Origin of the sequence: Metabacillus dongyingensis (assembly GCF_019933155.2) — a bacterium.
Classification (GTDB): Bacteria; Bacillota; Bacilli; order Bacillales; family Bacillaceae; genus Bacillus_P; species Bacillus_P dongyingensis.
In genome coordinates, this window is sequence record NZ_CP082944.1 from 475,760 (window position 1) to 499,602 (window position 23,843).

Annotated in this window: 34 protein-coding genes and 2 pseudogenes; 33 read left to right on the forward strand and 3 right to left on the reverse strand. The window is 40.2% G+C overall.

The genetic code is table 11. The annotated features are described in order from the left end of the window. Nucleotides 1-7 precede the first annotated feature (7 nt). From gvpT (K8L98_RS02490) to K8L98_RS02560, 15 genes are all read left to right on the forward strand, one after another. Nucleotides 8-493: a GvpT/GvpP family gas vesicle accessory protein gene (gene gvpT, locus K8L98_RS02490; protein ID WP_223439389.1), complete on the forward strand. Its 486-nt coding sequence runs from the start codon at nucleotides 8-10 to the stop codon at nucleotides 491-493. Between the two features lie 26 nt (nucleotides 494-519). Beyond that, on the forward strand, nucleotides 520-987 hold the full coding sequence (gene gvpQ, locus K8L98_RS02495; RefSeq protein WP_223439391.1) for a gas vesicle protein GvpQ: 468 nt from the start codon (nucleotides 520-522) through the stop codon (nucleotides 985-987). 20 nt (nucleotides 988-1,007) lie between these two features. Continuing rightward, complete coding sequence (gene gvpJ / locus K8L98_RS02500; protein ID WP_070879559.1) at nucleotides 1,008-1,268, forward strand: gas vesicle protein GvpJ; 261 nt, start codon at nucleotides 1,008-1,010, stop codon at nucleotides 1,266-1,268. Between the two features lie 83 nt (nucleotides 1,269-1,351). Next, nucleotides 1,352-1,615 carry a gas vesicle protein GvpO gene (gvpO, locus tag K8L98_RS02505; protein ID WP_223439393.1) on the forward strand — a complete coding sequence of 88 codons (264 nt, stop codon included), beginning with the start codon at nucleotides 1,352-1,354 and terminating at the stop codon, nucleotides 1,613-1,615. 28 nt (nucleotides 1,616-1,643) lie between these two features. Then, nucleotides 1,644-2,567, forward strand: a complete 924-nt coding sequence (gene gvpN, locus K8L98_RS02510) for a gas vesicle protein GvpN (RefSeq protein ID WP_223439395.1) — start codon at nucleotides 1,644-1,646, stop codon at nucleotides 2,565-2,567. A 14-nt stretch (nucleotides 2,568-2,581) separates the two neighbouring features. Further along, nucleotides 2,582-3,346 carry a GvpL/GvpF family gas vesicle protein gene (locus K8L98_RS02515; RefSeq protein WP_223439396.1) on the forward strand — a complete coding sequence of 255 codons (765 nt, stop codon included), beginning with the start codon at nucleotides 2,582-2,584 and terminating at the stop codon, nucleotides 3,344-3,346. Nucleotide 3,347: 1 nt separating this feature from the next. Beyond that, entirely contained in the window at nucleotides 3,348-3,611 is a 264-nt protein-coding gene (locus tag K8L98_RS02520) for a gas vesicle protein GvpG (protein WP_101568586.1), read from the forward strand. A gap of 4 nt (nucleotides 3,612-3,615) precedes the next feature. Beyond that, nucleotides 3,616-4,425 carry a GvpL/GvpF family gas vesicle protein gene (locus tag K8L98_RS02525; RefSeq protein WP_223439398.1) on the forward strand — a complete coding sequence of 270 codons (810 nt, stop codon included), beginning with the start codon at nucleotides 3,616-3,618 and terminating at the stop codon, nucleotides 4,423-4,425. A 19-nt stretch (nucleotides 4,426-4,444) separates the two neighbouring features. Next, nucleotides 4,445-4,714 carry a gas vesicle protein gene (locus tag K8L98_RS02530; RefSeq protein ID WP_101568588.1) on the forward strand — a complete coding sequence of 90 codons (270 nt, stop codon included), beginning with the start codon at nucleotides 4,445-4,447 and terminating at the stop codon, nucleotides 4,712-4,714. Further along, on the forward strand, nucleotides 4,686-4,970 hold the full coding sequence (locus K8L98_RS02535; RefSeq protein WP_223439400.1) for a gas vesicle protein K: 285 nt from the start codon (nucleotides 4,686-4,688) through the stop codon (nucleotides 4,968-4,970). The genes K8L98_RS02530 and K8L98_RS02535 overlap by 29 nt, the downstream gene beginning before the upstream one ends. 29 nt (nucleotides 4,971-4,999) lie before the next feature. Beyond that, nucleotides 5,000-5,332, forward strand: coding sequence for a gas vesicle protein (locus K8L98_RS02540; RefSeq protein WP_223439402.1), 333 nt, complete (start codon nucleotides 5,000-5,002; stop codon nucleotides 5,330-5,332). A gap of 14 nt (nucleotides 5,333-5,346) precedes the next feature. Continuing rightward, nucleotides 5,347-6,180 (forward strand): GvpT/GvpP family gas vesicle accessory protein, encoded by an 834-nt coding sequence (gene gvpT / locus K8L98_RS02545; protein WP_223439404.1) that lies wholly within the window; start codon nucleotides 5,347-5,349, stop codon nucleotides 6,178-6,180. Between the two features lie 28 nt (nucleotides 6,181-6,208). After that, a complete protein-coding gene (gvpU, locus tag K8L98_RS02550; RefSeq protein ID WP_223439406.1) occupies nucleotides 6,209-6,622 on the forward strand; it encodes a gas vesicle accessory protein GvpU in 414 nt (137 codons plus the stop codon). Between the two features lie 294 nt (nucleotides 6,623-6,916). Beyond that, a complete protein-coding gene (locus tag K8L98_RS02555) occupies nucleotides 6,917-7,573 on the forward strand; it encodes a 5-bromo-4-chloroindolyl phosphate hydrolysis family protein (RefSeq protein ID WP_223439408.1) in 657 nt (218 codons plus the stop codon). Continuing rightward, nucleotides 7,570-8,619 (forward strand): toxic anion resistance protein, encoded by a 1,050-nt coding sequence (locus K8L98_RS02560; protein WP_223439410.1) that lies wholly within the window; start codon nucleotides 7,570-7,572, stop codon nucleotides 8,617-8,619. The genes K8L98_RS02555 and K8L98_RS02560 overlap by 4 nt, the downstream gene beginning before the upstream one ends. A 104-nt stretch (nucleotides 8,620-8,723) precedes the next feature. On the opposite strand, the gene K8L98_RS02565 is transcribed toward K8L98_RS02560, so the two are convergent. The 3 genes from K8L98_RS02565 to K8L98_RS02575 all read right to left on the reverse strand — a co-directional run bounded on the left by K8L98_RS02565 (nucleotide 8,724) and on the right by K8L98_RS02575 (nucleotide 11,789). Then, nucleotides 8,724-9,098 carry a hypothetical protein gene (locus K8L98_RS02565; RefSeq protein ID WP_223439412.1) on the reverse strand — a complete coding sequence of 125 codons (375 nt, stop codon included), beginning with the start codon at nucleotides 9,096-9,098 and terminating at the stop codon, nucleotides 8,724-8,726. A 125-nt stretch (nucleotides 9,099-9,223) separates the two neighbouring features. Continuing rightward, nucleotides 9,224-10,738, reverse strand: coding sequence for a UDP-N-acetylmuramoyl-L-alanyl-D-glutamate--2,6-diaminopimelate ligase (locus K8L98_RS02570; protein ID WP_223439414.1), 1,515 nt, complete (start codon nucleotides 10,736-10,738; stop codon nucleotides 9,224-9,226). Nucleotides 10,739-10,826: 88 nt separating this feature from the next. Then, complete coding sequence (locus tag K8L98_RS02575) at nucleotides 10,827-11,789, reverse strand: D-2-hydroxyacid dehydrogenase (protein WP_223439416.1); 963 nt, start codon at nucleotides 11,787-11,789, stop codon at nucleotides 10,827-10,829. Between the two features lie 175 nt (nucleotides 11,790-11,964). On the opposite strand from K8L98_RS02575, the gene K8L98_RS02580 reads away from it, so the two are divergent. The 18 genes and pseudogenes from K8L98_RS02580 to nadD all read left to right on the forward strand — a co-directional run bounded on the left by K8L98_RS02580 (nucleotide 11,965) and on the right by nadD (nucleotide 23,832). Further along, nucleotides 11,965-12,294, forward strand: coding sequence for a hypothetical protein (locus K8L98_RS02580; RefSeq protein WP_223439419.1), 330 nt, complete (start codon nucleotides 11,965-11,967; stop codon nucleotides 12,292-12,294). Nucleotides 12,295-12,367: 73 nt separating this feature from the next. Next, on the forward strand, nucleotides 12,368-12,598 hold the full coding sequence (locus K8L98_RS02585) for an excisionase family DNA-binding protein (protein WP_223439421.1): 231 nt from the start codon (nucleotides 12,368-12,370) through the stop codon (nucleotides 12,596-12,598). 317 nt (nucleotides 12,599-12,915) lie between these two features. After that, nucleotides 12,916-13,344, forward strand: coding sequence for a YwqH-like family protein (locus tag K8L98_RS02590; RefSeq protein WP_223439423.1), 429 nt, complete (start codon nucleotides 12,916-12,918; stop codon nucleotides 13,342-13,344). Continuing rightward, nucleotides 13,345-13,605: a YwqI/YxiC family protein gene (locus tag K8L98_RS02595; protein WP_223439425.1), complete on the forward strand. Its 261-nt coding sequence runs from the start codon at nucleotides 13,345-13,347 to the stop codon at nucleotides 13,603-13,605. It abuts the gene before it with no gap. A 17-nt stretch (nucleotides 13,606-13,622) separates the two neighbouring features. Further along, nucleotides 13,623-14,576 (forward strand): annotated as a pseudogene (locus K8L98_RS26670) (ribonuclease YeeF family protein); the annotation flags it as partial. A 435-nt stretch (nucleotides 14,577-15,011) separates the two neighbouring features. Next, nucleotides 15,012-15,707 carry an HNH endonuclease gene (locus tag K8L98_RS26675; protein ID WP_338037032.1) on the forward strand — a complete coding sequence of 232 codons (696 nt, stop codon included), beginning with the start codon at nucleotides 15,012-15,014 and terminating at the stop codon, nucleotides 15,705-15,707. After that, nucleotides 15,704-16,171 (forward strand): DUF6985 domain-containing protein, encoded by a 468-nt coding sequence (locus K8L98_RS02605; protein ID WP_223439428.1) that lies wholly within the window; start codon nucleotides 15,704-15,706, stop codon nucleotides 16,169-16,171. Before K8L98_RS26675 ends, K8L98_RS02605 begins: the two co-directional genes overlap by 4 nt. Nucleotides 16,172-16,386: 215 nt before the next feature. Next, on the forward strand, nucleotides 16,387-16,596 hold the full coding sequence (locus K8L98_RS02610; RefSeq protein WP_223439430.1) for a hypothetical protein: 210 nt from the start codon (nucleotides 16,387-16,389) through the stop codon (nucleotides 16,594-16,596). Between the two features lie 456 nt (nucleotides 16,597-17,052). Further along, a pseudogene (locus K8L98_RS26980) lies at nucleotides 17,053-17,136 on the forward strand (pre-toxin TG domain-containing protein); the annotation flags it as partial. Between the two features lie 236 nt (nucleotides 17,137-17,372). Further along, complete coding sequence (locus K8L98_RS02615) at nucleotides 17,373-17,858, forward strand: hypothetical protein (protein ID WP_223439431.1); 486 nt, start codon at nucleotides 17,373-17,375, stop codon at nucleotides 17,856-17,858. Between the two features lie 192 nt (nucleotides 17,859-18,050). Continuing rightward, entirely contained in the window at nucleotides 18,051-18,305 is a 255-nt protein-coding gene (locus K8L98_RS02620; protein ID WP_223439433.1) for a hypothetical protein, read from the forward strand. A gap of 187 nt (nucleotides 18,306-18,492) precedes the next feature. Further along, nucleotides 18,493-19,047 carry an SUKH-4 family immunity protein gene (locus K8L98_RS02625; protein ID WP_223439435.1) on the forward strand — a complete coding sequence of 185 codons (555 nt, stop codon included), beginning with the start codon at nucleotides 18,493-18,495 and terminating at the stop codon, nucleotides 19,045-19,047. Between the two features lie 52 nt (nucleotides 19,048-19,099). Then, the gene (locus K8L98_RS02630; RefSeq protein WP_223439436.1) at nucleotides 19,100-19,648 is read left to right on the forward strand and encodes an SUKH-4 family immunity protein; all 549 of its coding nucleotides are present in this window, start codon (nucleotides 19,100-19,102) and stop codon (nucleotides 19,646-19,648) included. 114 nt (nucleotides 19,649-19,762) lie between these two features. Further along, a complete protein-coding gene (locus tag K8L98_RS02635; RefSeq protein WP_223439438.1) occupies nucleotides 19,763-20,152 on the forward strand; it encodes an immunity 22 family protein in 390 nt (129 codons plus the stop codon). Between the two features lie 169 nt (nucleotides 20,153-20,321). Beyond that, nucleotides 20,322-21,095 (forward strand): NUDIX hydrolase, encoded by a 774-nt coding sequence (locus K8L98_RS02640; protein WP_223439440.1) that lies wholly within the window; start codon nucleotides 20,322-20,324, stop codon nucleotides 21,093-21,095. A 54-nt stretch (nucleotides 21,096-21,149) separates the two neighbouring features. Beyond that, nucleotides 21,150-21,698, forward strand: coding sequence for a cysteine hydrolase family protein (locus K8L98_RS02645; protein WP_223439442.1), 549 nt, complete (start codon nucleotides 21,150-21,152; stop codon nucleotides 21,696-21,698). A gap of 19 nt (nucleotides 21,699-21,717) precedes the next feature. Continuing rightward, nucleotides 21,718-23,190, forward strand: a complete 1,473-nt coding sequence (locus tag K8L98_RS02650; protein WP_223439444.1) for a nicotinate phosphoribosyltransferase — start codon at nucleotides 21,718-21,720, stop codon at nucleotides 23,188-23,190. A gap of 27 nt (nucleotides 23,191-23,217) precedes the next feature. Continuing rightward, the gene (gene nadD, locus K8L98_RS02655) at nucleotides 23,218-23,832 is read left to right on the forward strand and encodes a nicotinate (nicotinamide) nucleotide adenylyltransferase (RefSeq protein ID WP_223439446.1); all 615 of its coding nucleotides are present in this window, start codon (nucleotides 23,218-23,220) and stop codon (nucleotides 23,830-23,832) included. Nucleotides 23,833-23,843 lie beyond the last annotated feature (11 nt).

Genomic DNA, 23,843 nt, shown 5'->3' on the forward strand with positions numbered 1-23,843 from the left:
ATAAATCATGGCGGGCAAAGATAAGAAAGAAAAAATGGAAAATCAGGAAGAATCAAATCAGCAAGAAGAACAGAATCAGGAAGAGAAGCAGCACAATTCCTTAAATTACGCCATTTTAGGCGGAGTTGTTGGAGCGGGTATCGGATTGCTGTCAAGTCCTGAGACAAGTAAAAAGGTGTTTAACAGTCTTGGGCAATCAGAAGTGGTAAGAGTGGCCGGCAAGGAATTAAGAAGAACGGCACAGGAAATCATTACTGAGCAGGCAATGGCTGCGCTCAGACAGACAGCAACAGGCTACCTTGATAAAGGAAACTTAAGCAGCCTGCTTGCTCCGAAGAAAAAGAAAGAATCTTCTTCAGAAAATGAGAAAAGTGAGGATAAGGAATTAGACTCTTCTCAATATGATGAGCTGAAAGAGGAAAACAAAAACATGAATGACCAGCTTCAGCGCATTGAAGAAATGCTGAATCAGCTCATTGAAGCAAAGAAATAATTGATCTGCCCTGAAGGGGTGATTAGATGGATAAAATGAAAAAAGCTGCTTTAAAAGCTGGAAAAAAAATCATTGAAAATACGCCTGAACCTATTAAAGAAAAGGTTGAGGATAAGATCAAAGAAAAGGCGAAGGAAAAATTCGTCGAGAAGACAGAAGAAAAGCTGCAGGAAAAAGTAAATGCAGCTGCCGAAAAGCTTGGCCATGCAAAAGACGAGAACGCGGATAAAGTTCACGGCAAAGCTGAAGAAGCGAAAGAAAAGGTTCAGGATATTCTGCTGTCTGTCAGAGATAAGCTTGGAAATGTGAAAGAAGCAGGAGAAGATTTTCAAGAAAAAATCTCTTCTAAAGATGATAAGAAAAAAGTAAAAGGCTATAAAGGCATCAAAGGCGTTAATCAAATTAAAAGCTCCACAGATCTAAAAAGCTCTACGAAGATCAAAAGTTCCAATGATATTAAATCTTCTACAGATATAAAATCAATTGGATCTTAACCTGAGAGGAGAATACAGAAATGTCGATTCAAAAAAGCAACAACAGTTCAAGTTTAGCAGAGGTTATTGACCGGATTTTGGATAAAGGGATCGTAATTGACGCATTTGCAAGGGTGTCAGTAGTCGGAATTGAAATCTTAACGATCGAAGCACGTGTCGTAATTGCGAGTGTTGATACATGGTTGCGATATGCAGAGGCTGTTGGCCTGCTTCGGGATGAAGTAGAAGAAAAAGGTCTCCCTGCACAATCGAATGAAAGAAGTTCACAGTTTAGTATTTAAGATGATTAAGGCTTGGAGCCATTCACAAGATGGCTCCTGCTTCTTAGCTTAAAACGGCTGAAGGAACAATCGGAGGCGACACTATGGCTATAAAAGATATTTTGAAAAACGTAAACGACTTTTTCAACGAACATGTAGCACCGCCGCACAAAATCACTTCTGTTGAAGCGATGGAAGAGGGCTGGAGAGTGACGGTTGAAGTGATTGAAGAAAAAGAATATATGAAGAAATACGCAAAAGATGAAATGCTCGGAACCTATGATTGTCAGTTAAATAAAGACGAAGAAGTGATTTCGTTTAAACGGCTGGACATTCGGTACCGAAGCGCAATCGGTATGGAACAGTAAGGGATGAGCGGGCAGGAGGCAAGGAAAGATGACGGTCTTAAAAGAAAAGGTAAAGAAAGATGCAAGAGCATTGATACAGGACGATGAGACGAAGGATATTCTCAAGCGTTCACTGCAATACTTGAAAGCCGGATATTCAGTTCATTTTACAGGCCCCTCAGGTGCAGGAAAAACCTCCCTTGCGCTTGCTCTTGCCAAAAAAAGAAAACGGCCGGTCATGCTTATGCACGGAAATCACGAATTAAACAATAAAGATTTAATTGGAGATTTTACAGGGTATACGAGTAAAAAGGTCGTTGATCAGTATGTCAGATCTGTTTATAAAAAAGATGAAAGTGTCAGTGAAATGTGGAAAGATGGCCGGCTCCTTGAAGCAGTTAAAAACGGATATACGTTAATTTACGATGAGTTCACCAGGTCACGCCCTACTACCAATAATATTTTTCTATCGATTTTAGAAGAGGGTGTTCTGCCGTTATATGGCTCTAAGTTAACAGAACCATTTGTCCGGGTGCATCCCGATTTCGCAGTCATATTCACCAGTAATCCTGCTGAATATGCAGGAGTTTATGATACTCAAGATGCCTTGCTTGATCGCTTGATCACGATGTTCATTGATTATAAAGATGTTGAACGCGAGACGAGGATCGTAGCCGAAAAAACAGATGCAGAAGAAAACGAAGCAAGAGCTATTACCACTCTCGTTACGAATTTGAGGGATGCTTGCTCAAACGATAAAAATAATGGTCCTAGTTTGAGAGCTTCGATTATGATAGCGAAGCTTGCAGCAGAACAGGATATTCCAATAGATGGCGCGGATCCGGATTTTCAGCGCTTATGCATTGATATTTTATGTCATCCCATCAGCCGGTGTCTTGATTCGGATCACGCAAAAGCAGATGCAGAGCAGTTAATAATTGATGAATGCAGCAAAATGGACGTCTTGGATTAGAGGAGTGTTGGATAATGAGTGAACAAGAAATGGGTATATATATTTTCAGCGGAATTCAAACGACGGAAGATGAGGAATTTGGGACAGTAGAGATTGAAGGCGAAGAGAGGGAAACCTTTACGATTCGCTACAAAGATGCAGCGATGGTTGCAGCTGAGGTGCCAATGAAAATCTATAATCCGAATCGTCAAAATTTGATGATGCATCAGCACGCTGTTGCCGCAATTATGAGCAAAAATGATACAGTCATTCCGATCAGTTTCGGGAATGTTTTTAAGTCCAAAGAAGATGTAAAAGTCCTTCTGGAAAATCTGTATCCTCAGTTTGAAAAGCTCTTCCCGGCGATTAAAGGGAAGATTGAAGTCGGGTTAAAAGTCATCGGCAAAAAAGAATGGCTTGAAGCAAAAGTAAATGAGCATCCAGAGGTCGGAAAAATGTCAGCTTCTGTGAAAGGCAAGTCTGAAGCGGCAGGCTATTATGAACGCATTCAGCTTGGAGGCATTGCCCAGAAACTGTTTGCTGATCTTCAAAACGAAGTGAAAGCCGAGGTATTCACACCGCTTGAGGAAGCAGCTGAAGCCGCAAAAGCAAATGAACCGACTGGCGAAACAATGCTTTTAAATGCCGCATTTTTAATTGACCGTGATTCTGAGGAGCTTTTTGATCAAAAGGTTAATGATGCACATGAAAAATGGAAAGATAAAGTCGATTTTAACTACAGCGGTCCATGGCCTGCATACAACTTTGTGAACATCAGGTTAAAAGTAGAGGAAAGCTGATATGCTTCATAAATTGGTTACCGCACCAATGAATCTTGTAGTTAAAATCGGACAAAAGGTACAGGAAGAAGCAGAAAAAGAGTTATATGACCTTCCTACTATTCAGCAAAAGCTCATTCAGCTCCAAATGATGTTTGAGCTCGGCGAGATTCCTGAGAAAGCTTTTCAAGAAAAAGAAGATGAGCTTTTGACAAGGTATGAAATTGCCAAGCGCAGGGAAATGGAAGAGTGGGATAAGCTGACGAAACCAAGAAACGAGGGATAAGCAGATGGGCGACTTGATTTATTTATATGGATTGATACCAACTAAAGAAGCGGCAGCACATCAATCGTTTCCATCTTTTACAGGCTTTGATGGTGAACGCAAGCTATACACCATTCCGATCAACAATGTCACAGCATTTGTTTGCAAACTGGATTCTGATCATTATTCAGAAGAAGCCATTAAAGACAAGATCGACAGTGATATGGACTGGCTGCAGGAAAAAGCGTTCCATCATCATGAAACGGTTGCTGCCCTTTATAAGAGCTTCACAATCATTCCGCTTAAATTTTGCACGATTTATAAGAATGAAGATAGTCTGAAGCAAACCATTCAATCTAGTGAAACGAGGATTGAAGAGACTCTTTCCATGCTTTATGGAAACGAAGAATGGAATGTGAAAATCTATTCTGACGATAATGAACTGAAAAAGCAGGTAAGTGAAAACAATTCAGCAATCGAAGCGAAGAAACAGGAAATAAGCGAGCTGCCTCGCGGAAGACAATTTTTTGAAAAGAAAAAGATTGATAAGCTGATCGAGGATGAGCTTGAAAATGAGAAGAATCGAGTTTGTGAACACGTGCATGAGAAGCTGAAGGAGCATTCGCTTCATGCAGCTATTAAGAAAAATTGGAGCAAAGATGTCACAGGTCTAAAAGAAAATATGGCCTGGAACAGTGTGTTTCTTCTTCCGATTCCGAAAGTGGAAAGCTTCTTGGAAGAAATGAAGCAGTTTGAACAGGAACTTGGCGGCACTGGCTGGAGATTCGAAGCTACAGGCCCATGGCCGGCGTACCATTTCTCCAGTTTTTCATAAAAAGTGAGGGATCTGACAGATGTCTCTTAGAGAATCAGTTGAAAACAAGGATATAGCACTTATTGATATTTTAGATGTCATTCTCGACAAGGGTGTGGCCATCAAAGGTGATTTAATCATTTCGATTGCAGGTGTAGATCTAGTGTATTTGGATCTAAGGGTTTTGATTGCTTCAGTTGAAACGCTTGTCCAATCAAAAGCAGGCAACCGAAAGCCCGTCACATCTGATCAATTCGATAAACAGAGGGAGGAGTTAGTCGATGCAACAGGCCAGCCGAACAAATGGTAGGATTCAGCTTGATCCTGACAATGCCGAACACGGACTTGCGCAGCTAGTCCTGACCGTCGTTGAGCTTCTCAGGCAAATTGTCGAACGTCATGCGATGAGGCGGGTGGAGGGTGGAACGCTGACGGACGAGCAAATTGAAAATCTCGGTGTAGCCTTGATGAACCTGGAAGAAAAAATGGAAGAATTGAAAGAAGTCTTTGGCCTTGACGCTGAAGATTTGAATATAGATCTCGGTCCTTTAGGCAGCTTGTTATAACCTAACGCGGCCACTTGGAGGGACATGAAATGGCAGTCCAAACTACTGGGCAATCGAGCTCAATTGTAGATGTACTTGAAAAGATTTTGGATAAAGGGGTCGTCATCGCAGGCGATATTACCGTCGGAATTGCGGATGTCGAACTGCTGACAATTAAAATCCGCCTCATAGTCGCTTCTGTTGATAAAGCAAAAGAAATCGGCATGGACTGGTGGGAGAATGATCCTTATCTAAGCTCCAAAGCGGAGAATAACAATACAAAGGCTCTGGAAGAAGAAAACAGGAAATTGAATGAACGATTAGAGCTGCTTGAAAATCAGCTTGGCTCAAATCGTTTAAATACAGCTAACCAACTAAAATAATGGAGGGATTTACAATGGCAGAACAAACAAAATTAGACAACTCACAGGTGGAAAATCAAAAGGAAAATACGAAAGCCGCGAACTCAAATAAAGAGAACTCGAACAAAGAGCAATCTACTCAGGAAAAATCATCAAGAAGAAGCGCGCCAATTAAACGCACTGTCGCAGGCAGTATACTTGGCGCTACAGTAGGCTATCTGGCAACACCTGAAAACGGGAAGAAGCTTCTTGCCCGCATTGATACAGATGAAATAAAAAGCAAAGCTGCGGACTTTGGAAAAGCAGCTAAAGAAAAATCATTCCAAGGTGCTTCAAGCTTAAAATCATCAGCTACTAATCTATTTAAAAAAGATAAAAATCAGTCAGATGATTCTGATCAAGAAGATTCAGTGAACAATTCATCAGAAGAAGAAACTGCATCTTCAAATTCAAATGAAGAATTCGAGGCATTAAAGCAGGAAAACCAGACTCTTCAAGAACGTCTTCAGCAGCTTGAGGAAAAAATGAACCAATTAAGCGGCCAAAGCAATTCAGAAGAAGATGATGAAGAAGGCGATGAGGAAGAAGAAGAAACACCAAGCAAGAAAAAAACAAGCAAATCAAAAGCGGAATCTGATGACTCAGAAGAAGACGAAGATGATGATGATGAGATAGAAGAGGACGAAGAAGAAGAAGAAATGATGTACGATGGCAAAGATGAAGACAAAAAGCCGAAAAAATCAACACGCGGAAGAAAACCAAAGACTTCAAAATCATCAAAAGCTAAAGATGAAAAAGCTAAGGATGAAAAAGAGGAAGAAGAATCAGAAGATACTTCTCTAAGCAGCGACGATGATACATCATCTTAACTGAGACTAAAAAGGAGGAGAGATGGAGATGAGTACAGCAGCAGCCTCATCAAAAGACAGTGTACTTGAATTCTTTGTACATGCTTCAAATAAACATGACTTTGCATTAGACATCACGTTAAACGTTAACGGGGCAGTCATTTCCGGCACAATGGTTTCTGCTAAGGAATACTTTGATGCCCTAAGTGAAACGTTTGAAGACGGAAGTGAAGTCGCCCAAAAATTAAGTGAACAATTATCACGTGCAAGCGAATCCGTTGAATCAAACGGAGATGCTGAAGCCCATTTCATCCACTTGAAAAATACAAAAGTGTATATCGGCGACAGCAAATCCACCCCTTCTAAAGGACAAATCCTTTGGAGAGGCAAGTTAAGTGAAATTAATGGATTTTTCCTGGGGAAAATCTCAGATGCCAGACCAGCAAGCAAAAAAACAGAATAGAGTTAGAGGCAAAGCCGGGACCAGAGTTTCCCGGCTGTTTTTTTTTGGCTGGAGAAAACCCTGCTTAATTGACAGACGCACAAAATTTGAGCTCTTGATCAGAAAGTAATCTGCGCACCTCTCTACGTCTCAAGTCCTACATCTCCTACTATTGCCGACCAATAGAAAAATCGGCGGCGATGCTGTATATTAATGAGAAAGGACTATTTTCCATTTTTATTCCACCAGGACTGAAACCCTTCACTATATACATACGTATTAAAATAGAGACTTTATGTAAGGAGTCGATTAATAATGAATCCGTTTATGGCATTCAGTGTCCGGATGATGGCCGCAATACCGGCTGCAGGGACAGTTGGGACTGTTAGTTTTATCGGTTTTGACCAGCCTTTTTTAGCGGCAGCCGCATATTCTATTGCTGGGGGAGCGTCTGCATATTCGATTGCTTCTGTGAGTATGAACTCCAGATTTTTAAAGAAAAATTCTCTTACCCGCAAAGATTATAAATACATTAAAAAACAGCTGGACGAAGCGAAGCCTAAGATGGCACGCCTGCAGAAGACGCTTTTAACTATCCGTCATCTTCCTTCTTTAAAGGAGAGAATTGAGCTTGTGCGTGTCGCCCGCAGAATTTACAGCCTGACGATAAGAGAGCCGAGGCGTTTTTACAAAGCCGAGAAGTTTTTCTTTTCTCATTTGGATTCTGCTGTGCTTCTCACTGAGAAATACGTCTTTTTATCCTCTCAGCCAAAGAGGAATTGGGAGCTTGAGAAATCATTAAATGAGACGAGAAAAACATTAAACGAACTGACGCGTCTGATTGAACAGGATTTGTACTTGGTGGTGCAGGACGATGTCGATGAGCTAAATCTTGAAATTGATGTAGCAAAGCATTCCATTAAAACAAATAAAGATACGAAACATCTCGATGAAAGCCGGAAATTTAAATGAACGAGATCGATTTATTTCAGCAAGTAAACACGTCACGGCTTATCGATGTCCTATCTGAAGAAGAAAAAGTCAGGGCACACAAGCTGGCCGAACAAATTAATCCGAAAAACCATGCTCTATTGGTATCATTCGGACTGCCGGCGCAATCCAAGCTGCTCGCTTTCTCAAATGTGATGCTTGAGCAGGTACAGCGAAAGGATATCGGGCAGGTTGGTGAAATCCTTGACGAATTCATGAAAAACCTGAATGAGGTTCATCCTGAGGATTTACAGCAGGAAGAAACCTCTTTTTTAGCGCGTCTGTTTGGAAAACGAAAGAAATCCATTCAAGAGGTTCTCTCCCGGTTTCATAAAACAGGGGCACAGATCGACAGAATCAGTGTAAAGCTTGAGCGCAGCAAAAATATGCTTTTATCAGATAATGTGATGCTCGACAGGCTCTATGAAAATAACAAAGACTATTTTCACTCATTGAATGTGTACATTGCAGCAGGAGAAATGAAGCTCGAAGAACTCCACAATAAAACAATTCCTGCTTTGAAAAAAGCGAGTCTTGGTTCGAATGATCCAATGAAGCAGCAGGAAGTCGAGGATCTTCTTCAATTTGCTGATCAATTGGACCAGAGATTGTATGACTTGAAAATCAGCAGAGAAATGACGATACAAAGTGCACCTCAAATCCGCATGATTCAAAAGTCAAACCACAAAATGGCCGAAAAAATTCATTCCTCTTTAATGACCGTTATTCCACTTTGGAAAAACCAAGTGACCATTGCTTTGGCATTAATTCGTCAGAGTCATACAGCAGCCGCAGGAAGGAATATTTCAGCATCTGCAAATGATCTTTATCAAAAACAGTTCAATTTTATAACAGGAACTGAAAGAGGACGATTTGAGATAGAGACACTAAAAGAGATACAAGGAAATTTACAGGCCTCCATTCAAGAAACATTGGAAATCCATTTTGATGGGAAGCGAAAGCGTGAGGATGCTGGAGCTGAACTGTCTGTAAGAGAAGGAGAGCTTAAGCGGAAACTGAATGCTTGAGAAAACAGAACGATTTCTGAAGTCGTTCTGTTTTTGCATTCTAGCCCATTTACAATTGAAGAATTTAAGGATAAACAAAAAAAGCAGCAAAAGGCTGCTTTCCATTAAAAACCGTCTTCAGCTGTAAACGGAATATTGAGTCTGTTTTCGACTGCACGAAGGCGCTGGTTTAAACGGTTTAATCGTCTTGTATGGCGCTCAACCACTTGGTTAAGTCGATTCACTTCCTGATTTGTTTGGTTAAGCTCTCTTCTGAGATTTCTGAGTTCCTGGTTTTGACGGTTCAGTTCTCTTGATTGCTGCTCGTTTTGTCTTTCTAGAGCATTAATTCTTCTTTCAAGGGACTGAAATTGAGGCGGCTGGCGATCTGGATCAAATTGATCTTGTACTTGCTGCGGCTGATAAGGGTTGTATTGATAATTCATATAATAATCGGTTTGCTGAGGGACATAGCCTTGATAAAACTGATATGGATTCATATGGACTGCACTCCTTTTTGTGTAATGATACTTAAATAGCCTATGTATAGAGGCCTGGAGTGACAGGGCAGATGCCCATAGACAGCCTAAAATAATTCTGAAGGGAGCAAAAAAGCCATGAGCTTTTAAGCCTCAAGCTCATGGCAGCCGTGATAAAAGGATTGATAATGGGATTCGATGATTTCCTCGTCTGAATGAGGAACTTCTATTCCTTTTACAATTTGCGCTCCATTTATGCAGCCGCTTGTAAGGAGGATGATGTCATCAGGTTCACCTGCTGAAAGAGAAGCGATGACTCCTTCTTTTCTGGTGAGGGCAGCTCTGATGTTCGGCGCTTTCGGTTCCGAAAATCCTTTCATCACTTGATCAATGATGATTTGCGGATCATGATGTCCGGGGTGGTCAACTGTTACAATCACTTCGTCTGCTTGGCCTTCAATTGCTGCTGCCATCTTAGGCATCTTATTAAAGTCACGAATGCCTATACCTGCAATCATGACAATCAGACGGTTGTAATCCATCTTTTTGACTTCCTCCACCAGGCGGGTGAGTGCCACGGGGGTGTGTGCATAATCCAGGATGATTTTTTTATTGTCTGGGCCGGTTATAACCTGGAAGCGGCCTTCAGGACTTTCAAGCATCGGCAAGACGCGCAGAATATCTTTTATTTTGTAGTCGAAAAGCAGGGCAGTACCTATGGCAGCAAGTGCGTTGGCAATATTATAGGTTCCGAAAATAGGAGCAGTCGCCTGATGAATCTTCCCGTTATAAGAAAGATCAAACGTAGTTCCGATATCTGAGAATTGAATATTGTCAGCGCATAGATCAGCTCCGGTCAGAGGAGATAAGCTATAGGTGATTTTTTTGCCGCTGTATGTCCGGTCAAGCTCAAGGCCCATTTCGATGTCATCGAGATTAATGACAGCCGTTTTAGTCTGATTAAATAGAGCCAGTTTGCATTTTTTATAGTGTTCAATCGTTTTATGATATTCAAGGTGTTCTTCAGAGAAATTCGTCAGAATCGCTGCATCAAATTCAATGCCGTGCACCCGTTTTTGGTCTGTTGAGATTGAGGAAACTTCCATAACGGCTGCTTTGTCCCCAAGCTCCGCCAAATCATGAAAGATTTGATGCAGATCAGTGGATTCAGGTGTTGTCGGCGTGCTCTTTTTATATGTAAGCTTGTGAGTTGAAGCCCATATTCCCGTTGTGCCGATTGAACCTGCTGGAAGATCTAATAAAGTCAGAAGAGAGCGCACATAGGCGGCAACAGTCGTCTTTCCATTAGTGCCGGTCACTCCGATGGTTTTCAATTTTTCATCGGCATGATCATGGAACATCTTTGCTAAAAGAGCCATTGTTTCTCTGACGTCTTCAGCAAGTATGAAAGTATGATCAGGGTATTCGCGGCTAAGCTGCTCAAGCTTTTCAGAACTCGTTCCGATAACGGCAGCGGCTCCGTGCGCAATGGCCTCATCAATATACTGGTGACCGTCATGCTCTTCGCCTTTCATGCTGAAAAAAAGGGAACCGGGCTTGACCTGTTTTGAATGAAAAGCAAGGCTTGTTATGTTTTGAGAGGCTTGTCCGAAAATATGCTGCAGAGTAAGGTTTTCTAGTTGATCAAATTGGATAATCATTCGTGTTCCTCATTTATGATTCTGAATTTGTATTAGTCTTTATATTTTCCAATACAAGCGCCCTTCCTATACTAAAAATTTATAACAATCAGTAGCCTTTTTTATAATCGACTAAGTTAATAGAAGGAGTGTCTCCCTTTAGATACTGCTTCAGATTAGGAATCAAAATGTTTTCTGCAAGGCGCTTGTTATAGAATTCAGTTGAACCGGATGTATGAGGGGTGATGATCACATTTTCAAACTCCCACAAGAGACTCTTTTCCCCGAGTGGTTCATTTTCAAACACATCAAGACCTGCTCCAGCAATTTCTTTTTCCTGTAGCGCTTTTATGAGATCTTCTTCCGACACTGTTTCGCCCCTGCCGATATTAATAAAGAAGGCGGAGGATTTCATTTTTTTAAACTGCTCATATTTGAAAAGCTGGTGAGTATCTTTTGTAAGCGGCAGTGTCACTACGACATAATCACATTCAGGAAGGACATGATCCAGCTCCTCACTTGTATACATTTCATCAACAAACTCTGCAGGCTTGCCCGAATGGCGCACACCAATCACATTCATGCCAAACGCTTTAGCGATCTTTGCTGTTTCCTGACCGATCGCTCCGACCCCAATCATTCCAATCGTTTTTTCGTGAATCTCAAGCTTCATATCGGCATGATGCCATTTCCGTTCGGCCTGGTTTTTAACATAGGTATGTATTTTTCTCGTCAGCCCGAGCATGAGAGCAAAAATCGTCTCTGAAATAGGAAAAGCGTGCACGCCGTTTGCGCTGGTTAAGAGAACCTCTTTCTCTTTAAGAGCTTGAAGCGGCATACTATTGACACCGGCACTCCAGGACTGCACCCATTTAAGCTTTGAGTCTGCTGCAAGGCACTCTTCTTCCATCCCTTTTTTCCAGCCTGCAATCACTTCAGCGTCCTTAAGATGAGCCTGCCAAACGGATTTGTCTCTTCCTGCAATGATTTCCCAATCAGGGATGCTGGCAGTAATTTCACTTAAGTGTTTTTGTTCCAGGTCTTGTGTGATGATGAGTTTTCTTTTAGTCATGTCTGAACCTCCTAGTTATGTCTGTATAAAGGTAATATTATCAGAAAATTCGATTTATCTATGCATGGGAAGTTTTATATTGACTAATTTATATTTCTTTCTATGTAATTTTCAAAAAAAATTGTTTTTTCGCTTGAAATATGGGTATAGAGTTAGGAGGGGAAATTTCCTAGTTTTGCAGCGAACTATAGATGATGAGGTGATTTTCAACAATATGAAAATACTTCAAGAGCGTTTTTATCCAAGTGTCAGCAGGGTTCTGGCATTAGCAGGAGATCATGAGAATAACCCGCAGTTTCTGATTGGCTATGACGTAGAAGGCAATCAGCTCTTTCATGTAACATGCCCAAATGGCTATTCCTTTCTCTACTTGTCATCCCATCTCAATGCTGATGCAGCTGTTGTTTGCGGTACGGAGAATAATCAATCAGAGTCTTGGCCTGATTTTCATTTTTCTGTGGATCACGAGAGCGGAGCGCTGAACCGAATTTGCCGTGCCAAATGAATACGCCTTTCCTTTGTTTCGCAATCCAACTATAATTATGTGTATTAATTATGCAGGAAAGCGAGAATAAAACATGTATCTTACGATTAAAGAAACAGCCGAGCATTTATCCATGCCTGAAGCGTATATTGAAAATCTGATCTTGCAGAAACAAATCAGAGCGGTTCATGACGGAGAGCAGTATTTGATCAACAAAGAACAGTTTACGACACACTTGGAACAGATGGAAAAATACAAAGTACAGCTGGAAGAGTGGCTCAGCAAGCCAATTCCCGAAGACATAGACATCAAGGATGAAGATTAAGAAGTGCACACGCTGCACTTCTTTTTTGTCGTTAACCAGGATAAAAAAAGTCAAAAGGTTGTTGATTATTAAATAAAGGTATCTGCGTCCAGCTCCGGCGCCTAGATCCTCGGTCAGAACGAATCCGCCAAAAAAGTCAAACCCGGACTTTTCTGTCGGATTCTTATCTGCCTGTCGGATCTAACCAAGGCGCCTCCGCTTTTGTTCTAAGAAAAACATGACGGCTGCCAAATTAAAGCCAATGGTCCTATTCAACGGTACTACTATCTACCTTATACTATAAAATATGGAAATTAATTCGATCAGAGGTGATCAAAATGAGTTTTTCGGAAATGCTGAATCAAATTCATGGTGCGATATCCTATCAATCATCTGAACTGAACGACCAGATTAATAGACTTCAGCGAGCAAAGCAGCAGATTGAACACGAACAGACCGAATGCATGAACGAGATGCGCAAAATCCTTGACCCTGAGCTTGATCATTTATGGAAAGGGTCAAGAGCGAATGACTTTCACGAAGATCGCAATGAGGCTTATAAAGTGATGCGGAATATTGCAGATGAAGATTACGATGCTTATAAGCAGCGCATTCAGTCGAAAATTAAAGCCCTTGAAGTCGACAGAACGGTCTTAAATGCAGTAAGCGGACTTGCACATGAAGCAGATAAACTGCTGGCGGTTGGCGAGGATGCATTTGAAGAGCTTGGAAACAGACTAGATGATTTAAAAAGGCGGTTGTTTTAAATGACCCAAATTAAACTGAATCATGCCGAAATGATGAAGCAGCTGGATGAAGTCAAACGGGCATTGGATGCCTTGGTTTTGGAAGGACCAGACGATGTCGGACAAAACAAGCTTGATTTTACGCAAAAATGGCAGGAGCGGGAGGAAATGATTCATCAATTTGTCTCGCAGTACGTAACGATCGTTCAGAAAAATGTGGAAGATACGCGTGTAAATGTGGATTCATTGAAAGAACAAGATGAAGCGATTGTCCACAGATAAAAAAGGACAAAAGGGAGGTGGCAGCAATTAAAGTTTATGAAGCAAAAACGTTAGTGTCGGCAACGGAAAAGAGAGCCAAGCAGTACGAAGAGCTGAAGGAACAGCTGAATCAGCTGAAAAAACAGTTTTTAGATATCGTAAATTCTGGTGATGCATTCCAGGGAAAAGGCGCAGAAGCGATAAAAGGCTTTTATTCTGCCCAAGTCGATGTAGTGGAAGCCTGGATGAGGCTGATCGATAAAAATATTGCTTTTTTCAGGGGAATCCCCGGCAACACGGAAGATGCGAAGCTCTCAGGCGATACCTTTGTCCAAATGTCCTTTTTAGAAGAAAATGTGCCGCGTGCTCAAAATCGTGCGAAAGAAATGGTCCAAGGCCAGCAGGATGCCATGCAGTCCATCTTCCGCAGTATTGATGATCTTGTCCCGCTGCATGTTTTTTCAACGGACACATTCGAAGATCACATGGCAAAAGCTGAAAAAGAACGCACCCAAACGATAGACGCGGTCAATCAGCTCGATCAGGCGCTGACAGAAGAATACGCCATCTCAGAAAGCGACCAAAGCTACCTTGTCGGCCTGTTCGGACAGCTGCTCGAATCCTCAAGACAGGGCAGCACCATTACACCGATCAACTTCGATGCAAAAGCCTATCAAAACAGCGAAATCTACAAAATGAAAAAGGACATCGAAAACAGCTCCAAAGAATATCTCGCCTTCAAGAACGATCAAGCAGAAGCAAGAAAACAAGCAAAAATTGCCGAGGAGCTCGAAAACCGCCCATGGTACGAAAAAGCATGGGACACCACAAAAACCTTCACCGGCGAAGTATCCGGCTACTACGACTACAAACGAGCCACAGAAGGCGTCGACCCCGTTACAGGAGAAAAGCTCACAGATGCCCAGCGCATCGCAGCTGGAGCCATGGCAGCAGCAGGCTTCATCCCTGTTGTCGGCTGGGCAGGCCGCGCTGTCAAGGGAGGAAGTGCGATTTACAAAACGGTTAAAGCGTATAATGCAGCGGATCATGCGCTTGATGCTTATAAAACTTCTAAATCGTTTAGTGCTCTGCAGAAGACGGAGATGGGGATTTATGGGCTGGTGTCGGCTAATGGGCTGGGTGAGGCTGTGACAGGCAAAGATATGTTTGGTAATCAGCTGACAGATCAGCAAAGGCAGCAGAGTCTGATGCAGGCCCTTGGGATTTTGGGAGTTGGCGGAGCGGCTTATGGATTGGATAAATTGGCTGCGAAGAGTGGCGGATTGTTGCCATATAGTAATCGGTTTGTTAATCAGAAGATTGAACATGCGAATGCTATTTTAACCGATATTGGAAGAAGGGTAGGTAATATTCCTGTTCCGATTAGGGTTAAAAGTGAATCTTTGGCGACTAATACTGGGTTGAGTATGAGTGGTTTTAACGTGGAGTATAAGGCTTTAGGTGATATAATATCATTGGCGAAGAGTGATGTTGTTTATAAGGGAACTGGCAAAGGTGTTTTGGGTAGTAATAGAAGTGATATCCCGCCTGCCTTTAAGCAAACTGAATTTGCCAGTTCATACGAATCAAGACTAAGCCAAACCCCTGCGCCTAATAATTTAAAGGTTTGTTTTGAAGGAACAAGGGGTGAATCTGAATGCATACTCAAGCCGCCGCCAGATCGTCTATTAGCACAAATCTTAGATGAAGTTGGGATTAATGGTATCCAATATCAACATGCTATTCCTGATTTTTCACCAGTAGCAAAAGCACAAGTAGAGATTGAATATATGCTTGGTGGCAAAGGGGGATTTGGTGCGAAAGCTAGACGAGCTAATTTTATTCAATCAGACCAAAAATTAGCTGATCAACTTAATGATTCACCTGAATTAGCAAGCCAATTTGGTATGGAGTCTGGTGAAATTAGTGCAAGAGATATAAAGTTATATCGAGAAAAAAATAAATTAACTTGGCATGAATTGAATGATGTTAAAACAATGCAACTTGTGCCAACAAAAATAAACAGTGAATTCGGCCACCTGGGTGGTGTAGGTGAGGTAAACGCAGGAGCATTTGAACCTGGAGGATTTGCTAATAAACAAAAAGAGGAGATACTGAAATGACAATAAACGATCCAATTTTCGGTGAACTCGAGTATGAATATGGTTGGACTAAGGATACCACAATTAAATTTTTTGGAAAAGAAACGGATATAGCTTTGATGATAGATGGTGAAGAAGATGGCAATTTTGAGGAAGCTCAATATACAGCATATCAATCATTAATGCAAAAGTGGGAAGAGTTGCAAATAAGTATATTGCAATCCATTTTAGACTATTACAATCAAAAGCGAATTGAACTAGGTTATGATATTGAAGTAAACGAAAATTATCCACTAGTTGAAACAACAGATCAAATACTAGAAATGATAAGTTTAGATGGAATAGTTGTTCCATATGCGGGTATTTATGAAGGTCGAGATATGGGAATTACATTTAATTGTATATGGGATACAGAAAACGGACTAGGACTTCGTCTATTAAATGAAAAAGTAACTGAAGTAGGTTACCAGGATGTTGCAATTTAATTATTGCTATTTGCTAGGAATACACATAAAAGAGTATAAATGACTGTTTTATTTTGAAAGTTAATGAAAAAAACAGCAGAGATGGATTCTAGAAATCTCTGCTGTTTTTTATATGCAAACGGGAAGATTACACGCGAAGTAGCAGGATACTACGACTACAAACAAAATTCTCAGATGCCCAGCACATCCCAGCCGGAGCCATGGCCACTGCTGACATGGTCCCTATAGTGGGGTGGGCAGGCCGAGCATTTAAAGGCGGTACCGACAACTACAAAACCGCAGATTCCGGACTGGATGCCACTAAAACTTCTAAATCGTTTAGTACTCTGCAAAAAACAGAGATGGGCATCTACGGACTCGTCTCCGCTAACGGTCTGGGAGAAGCTGTGTTAGGAAAAGACATGTTCAGCAACCAGCTTTCTTAAAAACAGAGACAACAGAGTCTGATGCATGCCCTTGGGTTTTTGGGAGTTGGCGGAGCTGCTTATGGATTGGATAAATTGGTGGTGGTGGACAAGCAATCGCCATTCCACAACCGTTGCATCCAGGTAGTGGAGGGATCCATAATATCGAGAAACAGTTAGGTATATGGCCAATTCAGTCACCTGCTCGAATCCTCCAGACAGGGAAACAGCATCATACCGATTCATTTTGACGCAAAAGCCTACAAAGACAGCGACATCTTCAAAATGAAAAAATACATCGTGAACAGCTCGAAAGAATACCTGGCCTTTAAAGCAGAACAGGCAGAAGCCAGATAGTAGATGAAAATCGCCCAGGAACTCGAAGACCGCCCGTGTTTCGAAAAACTCTAGGACACAACCAAAACATTCACGGGTGAAGTATCAGGCTACTATGTCTACAAACGCGCCACAGAAGGCGTCGATCCCGTCACCGGCGAAAAACTTTCAGATGCCCAGCGCATCGCAGCAGGAGCTATGGCCACGCCGGCATGGTCCCGGTAGTAGGCTGGGCCGGTTGCAGCTCCAAATACGGTACCCAGAAGGGAAGAGTAGACATGTCCTAGGGGAAAGACGTGTTAAAAGAAATAGAAAAAATTGTAGAGAAATATGGAAGTTCATTTAAATCCAGTATCAGATACAGAAATTATTAAAATGAAACAACATATTCAGCTGAAATTTGGAAACATTGCATTACCTGAGTCAACAGTAGATCTTTGGGAAAGGTGGTATAACAAATAATGTATCAGAACGAATACCGATTTTTAGTCGATGAGGTTGTAGAGTTTTCGAAAAAATTTAGTGTATCTTCAAATTTAAATGCTTCAATAAGAATTAGTGCAATCAGTGACATTGATGAAGCTATGCATCTCGCTTTTGATGAAGTGTATGGAGAGGAAGAATACTCTTGGAAAGATATTAGAGAGTTGGAAATGAGTCAAGTTTGGGATGTATACTATACCCTCTCTGAAGATGTAAGACCTGTTAACTTAGAAGAATTATTAGAACTTATTTCTGAAAATGTTAGAAACTCACTAAATAAATATGATGAGTTTTATGAGGAAATAGTAGCTGATTTAAACAATTGCGCAATTAGCCGTGCAGTGAATGGAAAAGATGAAACTAATTTTTTTGAAAAGTTATTTGAAATTCACAAAGCAGGAGGGTTACCTTGTGGCTGGCAAGGTGAATATCCAGATGGGAAAATAGTTGCATATTTACCTTGAGAGTAAGTATTTTGCATTGCAAGGTTAACAAAGAAAAATGATATAAAAAAAATTTCATTGGGAACATACTTTGAAGTCATTTTTTGTTGATAAGGATCTTAGGATTCTCAATAGATATACAAATGATATTAATTAATAATTAACCCCTATGAAGTTGAAAAGATAAGAATCGTTCAAAATTCGAAGATATTAATGTTAAAAGACTTTAACTACCTTGAATGGATAAGTGCCTTTCAAGGCTTTTTCCTTTTATCTTTAAAGGTACTTCTAAAAGGCACATCTTATGAAGACAAAATATTACCTCAATTAATAGAACATTATGGTGAATCTATAAAGGAAAACTTTAATAGTGTGATAAGGCTTTATGATTTTGAGTACAATGAGGTTGAAGATGAGGTCAAATCAGCGAATAATAATATTCTATTTATGAGTGCAGTAACTTATTAAGAATGGGATGAATAGTTATTAATTTTAAAAACGTGAAATTTATTTTATATCCACATTTTTTGCTTACAAAGTTTTTTTAGCACATGAAATTTTAAAGAATATTCATAATTGAATTCATAACTCATGAAGGTTGTACCATTTCTAATAACAACAAAGATCAAAAAGTGATAATGGAGGAGGTTTATAAATGATTTCACCCCAAGAATTTTTAGAACGTTGGAACAAAGATATATATGGACTAGTTAGTTTTAAAGAAGAGGGCCTAAATGAAATTGGAATTACTTCTTCTGCTAAAGAATTTTTGTTAATTGCTGGATTACCAGAGTCTGCTGCACCTTTCTTAACTTTTGAAGGTTCAGACCAAGGTGGAGGAAGTCCATTGAGTAATAAATATGAAATAAGCAGAGACAAGGTTAGTGAATATATTTATATTGGATTTACTGGAGAAAATGACCCCATATGTATTTCTAAAAATAATGGAAATGTTATTTGTTTTGATTATCAGAATGATTTTATGGAGATTTTTATAAATTCAAATATCAATCAATTTGCAGAATCTCTTTTAACATATGTTGAATTTATAAGTAAAATAAAATCAGTCAACGGAAGAAAGGCTTTTTTAGAAAAAAACGCACCTAGTGAATCAATTTTGTGGTTAGAAAAAGAACTAAAAAGAATAGATAAAAACTCTTTAAATGAAAGCAGTTTTTGGAAGACAGAGATTGAAAGTTATGCAAATTAGACTTCTGAAAAATAAGAAACATTTATAAAAGATAATTAAGGAGTTGGATAAATTGATATCACCTGAAAATTTCTTGAAGAATTGGAACACTGCAAAAGAAGGAAAATTAATAGTTTTTAATGAAAATGATTTAATTATTAATTCGATTTCTCCACAAACAAGAGATTTCTTGGTGAATGCTGGTTTACCTGAAACACCCCCACCCTATCTTGAATTTACTTCATCAAATGGAATTTTGCACAGTCTTATAGAAAAATTTAATATGCCTTCAAAATTTAAAGATTATTGGTATTTAGGTACTACTGGCTCTGGTGATCCAGTTTGCTTAAAGGTAAATGATAATATCGTTTATTTAAATAATGGTGATAATTATAATGAAATATTTATAAACTCTTCAATTAATCAATTTGCTGAATCAATTTTACTTTTCAATAACATGATTGATAAAGCAATAGAAGTAAATGGAGAAGATGCTTTTCTTGAAAATGATATACCTGAGGAATTGATTACAAGGTTAAAAGAAGACTTAAAAAGAATTGACAAGAAATCCATAGATTCTAATTCATTTTGGAGAACGGAAATTGAAAATTTACAGGAGTAGTTTAAATTATGAAAAGAAACCTTAAAGTATCAATAAGTATGGATATGATATATGGAATGAATTTTTGAACACATTTCCTTGATAACTTAATTAATGGGGGCAGTTGAATAACTTATGCAAAAAGAAGGTTTTGTATCCTTATGGGTAGGTAATATTAATTCCTCTAAGGAACCAGATAATCTGCTGAAAACTTCTTATACAGAGGATGGAGATTTTATTCCATCTAAGTTTGCCCATAGTTTTGATATTGAAAGATATGATGATGCTACTCGTGAAGCGGAGTTTTATGATGATGCTGATAATACACTTAGTGGATTATTAGAAGATTTTTCTTATGATGATATAATTATTCCGAAGTTTTCATTGGTATGTGGAGAACACTTGAATTGTCATTATAATCTTGTTATTCTTTTATACAATTTTAAGTATGAAGGTGTGAAAAAGAAAACGAATGTTGATACAAGTGAGCTGGAGTTTTTAGGTTCAGTGGAATACATATATTGAAATAAACCTTGAAAGGTATTATGCCTTTCAAGGTTTTTTTGTAAATATAATAAATATCTTTGCAAAAATTCCCCCACATAATCCATTGACACCCACCTCAAAATAAGGTATAAATAAATTAACAATTAACAACTTGTTAATTAAAAACGAATTAAGGAGCCAGTTATTCATGTCAAACGATGAAGCTCTTAAGAAATACGATATAAAAAAATATCGGACTCCTGATGGGTATACGTCAGATATTTGTGTGTTTACGATTGTGTCTGAAAGCGACGGGGAGTATAAGCCGCCATTGATGGATTTGAAGCTTATGATGATCCAGCGTGCAGCGTTAGATGCAGAGGGGAATCCAAACATTGAGGCAAGCAAGTGGGCGGTACCAGGGGGATTTGTTCAGGATGATGAATCAGCGTTTGAAGCGGCAAAGCGGGAATTAGAAGAGGAAACGAGTGTTTCCGGGGTTCATATGAAGCACTTTGGTGTGTATGATAAGCCGGGACGTGATCCGCGCGGCTGGATTATCTCGAATGCGCATTATGCAATTGTTCCTGAGCATTCGCTGTCCCTGAGAAAAGCTCAGGATGATGCTGCAGAGGTAGACCTTTTTTCAATCAACGATGTTCTGAATCTGGATCTCGCTTTTGATCACAGAGAAATCATTGAAGATGCCATTAAAATGATTACGAATGATCTTTTGCAGACGACTGTGGCAAAGAATTTTCTTCCGGAATACTTTACATACTCGGAGCTGCAGGCAGTGCTGAAGACGGTGACGGATGATCCTGCCATTGCAAGTGACCAGTCTTTTTCAAGGAAAATTAAGACCCTTCCATTTATCAGGGAGGCTGAAGGAAAGACATCACGAACGTCCAAAAAACCGACGCAGCTTTATACATTTGTTGAGATGGATGTTGTCAAACCGATCTATACGGCACGTTATTAGATTTGATAATTAACAATTCATTAAGTGTTAAATACTAAAGGGGAGTGGACATTTATGAAAAGAGCGTTAATTAACATAGACTATACAGTGGATTTTGTAGCGGATGACGGGGCTCTTACTTGCGGAAAACCGGGGCAGGCAATTGAGGATGAAATTGTAAAGCTGACAGAGGCTTTTATTGATGCAGGGGATTATGTGGTTTTTGCGATTGACAGGCATGATGAGAACGATGAGTTTCATCCTGAAAGTGCTTTGTTCCCGCCTCATAACATTGAAGGAACAGATGGCCGCAGACTTTTTGGGAAGCTAGAAGACGTTTATGAGCAAAATAAAGAGAAAAATCATGTACAATGGATGGATAAAACAAGATACAGTGCGTTTGCGGGTACGGATCTTGAATTGAAGCTCCGCGCACGGGGCATTACAGAAATTCATCTGGTTGGGGTTTGTACGGATATTTGTGTGCTGCATACGGCAGTTGACGGTTTTAATAAAGGCTTCAAAATGGCTGTTCATGAAAAAGCAGTGGCAAGCTTCAATCCTGAGGGTCACACATGGGCGCTATCTCATTTTAAAAACAGCTTAAATGCACGGGTTGAATAGAAAGATGGAGGTTCCTTTGATGAAATACACAGACGACAGTTTAATGCTTCACACGGATCTTTACCAAATTAACATGGCAGAAACGTACTGGGAAGATAACATGCACAACCGGAAAGCAGTATTTGAAGTCTTTTTCAGAAAGCTGCCGTTCAGCAATGGATATGGGGTTTTTGCCGGTCTTGAACGCATTGTCGAGTATTTGCAGAGTTTTTCATTTACAGAAAGTGACATTGAGTACTTAAGAGATGAATTGGGATACAAAGAAGATTATCTGGAGTATTTAAAAGAGGTTCGTTTTACTGGAACCGTCCGTTCAATGGCTGAAGGAGAGCTGGTTTTTGCCAATGAACCGATACTGCGGATTGAAGCGCCGCTTGCAGAGGCGCAGATGATTGAAACAGCTTTGCTTAACATTGTGAACTATCAAACATTGATTGCGACAAAAGCTTCACGCATCAAGCACGTTGTAGGCGAGCAAAGTGCGATGGAATTCGGAACACGCAGAGCGCATGAAATGGATGCGGCAGTGTGGGGCACCAGAGCTGCTTACATTGGCGGTTTTGATGCGACTTCTAATGTGCGCGCAGGTAAAATGTTCGGCATTCCTGTTGCGGGCACTCACGCTCATGCATTGGTTCAGGCTTATCGTGATGAATACACTGCGTTCCATAAATACGCGCGCCGTCATAAAGACTGTGTTTTCCTCGTCGATACATATGATACGTTAAGATCCGGGGTTCCTATTGCGATTAAAGTGGCCAAAGAGCTTGGCGATAAAATTAACTTCAAAGGGATTCGCCTCGATAGCGGAGATCTTGCTTATTTATCGAAGAAAGCAAGAAAAATGCTGGATGAAGCAGGATTTACAGAGACGCAGATTATTGCTTCGAACGATCTGGATGAAAATACGATTATTAACCTGAAATCTCAGGGTGCACAAATCGATTCATGGGGTATCGGCACGAAGCTGATTACCGCTTATGATCAGGCCGCTCTTGGTGCTGTCTATAAATTAGTATCTATTGAAAATGAAAACGGGGAAATGAAGGACACGATTAAAATCAGCGGAAATCCTGAAAAGGTGACAACGCCGGGGATTAAAAAGGTATACCGGATCATCAATTCCCTCAATAAAAAATCAGAGGGCGATTATATTGCGCTTGAGGATGAAAATCCGCAAGCGGAGGAGCGCTTAAAAATGTTCCATCCTATTCATACATTCGTCAGCAAATTCGTGACGAATTTTGAAGCGAAGGAACTGCACCGTGATATTTTTGTAGATGGAAAATTGGTTTATAAACTTCCTGAGCTCCAGGAGATTCAAGACTATGCCGCTCAGAATATGGATGTTCTATGGGATGAGTACAAACGGACCATGCATCCTGAGGAGTATCCGGTCGATTTAAGCGAGCGCTGCTGGGAGAACAAGATGCGAAATATTGAAGAAGTTCAATCTAAGGTTAAGAATATGATTGAACAGGGAAAGAAGTAAGTAGAGGACGATGGGAGAGAAGCGCAAGTGGGGAAGATAGGGATTTACGGTTCGTCGTTTGATCCGATTACAAATGTACATTTATGGACGGCAAGCACCGTTGCACATCGATGCAGACTTGATAAAATTATTTTTCTGCCATGTTCAAACAAACGGAAAGATAAAGTGATGAAAACATCTGATCTGCACCGCTGGAATATGCTTGAGCTTGCACTTCAGGGAAATGACAAGTTTTTGGCTGATGATTATGAAATTAAGCAGGAAGCCTGGAATGTCTATACGTATTACACGCTGGAGCACTTTAAAAAGAAATACCCGAATGATGAAATATACTTTATTATGGGTGCAGATCTGCTTGTTGATATTGCAGACGGCAAGTGGAAATATGATCAGGAACTGATTTCAAGCAATAAATTTATTGTCATGGCTAGAGAAGGCATTGATATGCTCCGTACAATTTCCCGTTCCCCGATTTTGCGGAATCATGATGACGGTTCAACTTTTCACTTGATTGATAAGGGGCTTGCGATGGAGATCAGCTCTACATACATCCGGGATGAGTTTTCAAAAGGCGGGGAACCGCGCTACCTGCTGCCTGATGCTTGTTATGATTACATTAAAAAACATTCTTTATATCAATAGGAGGAATTTTT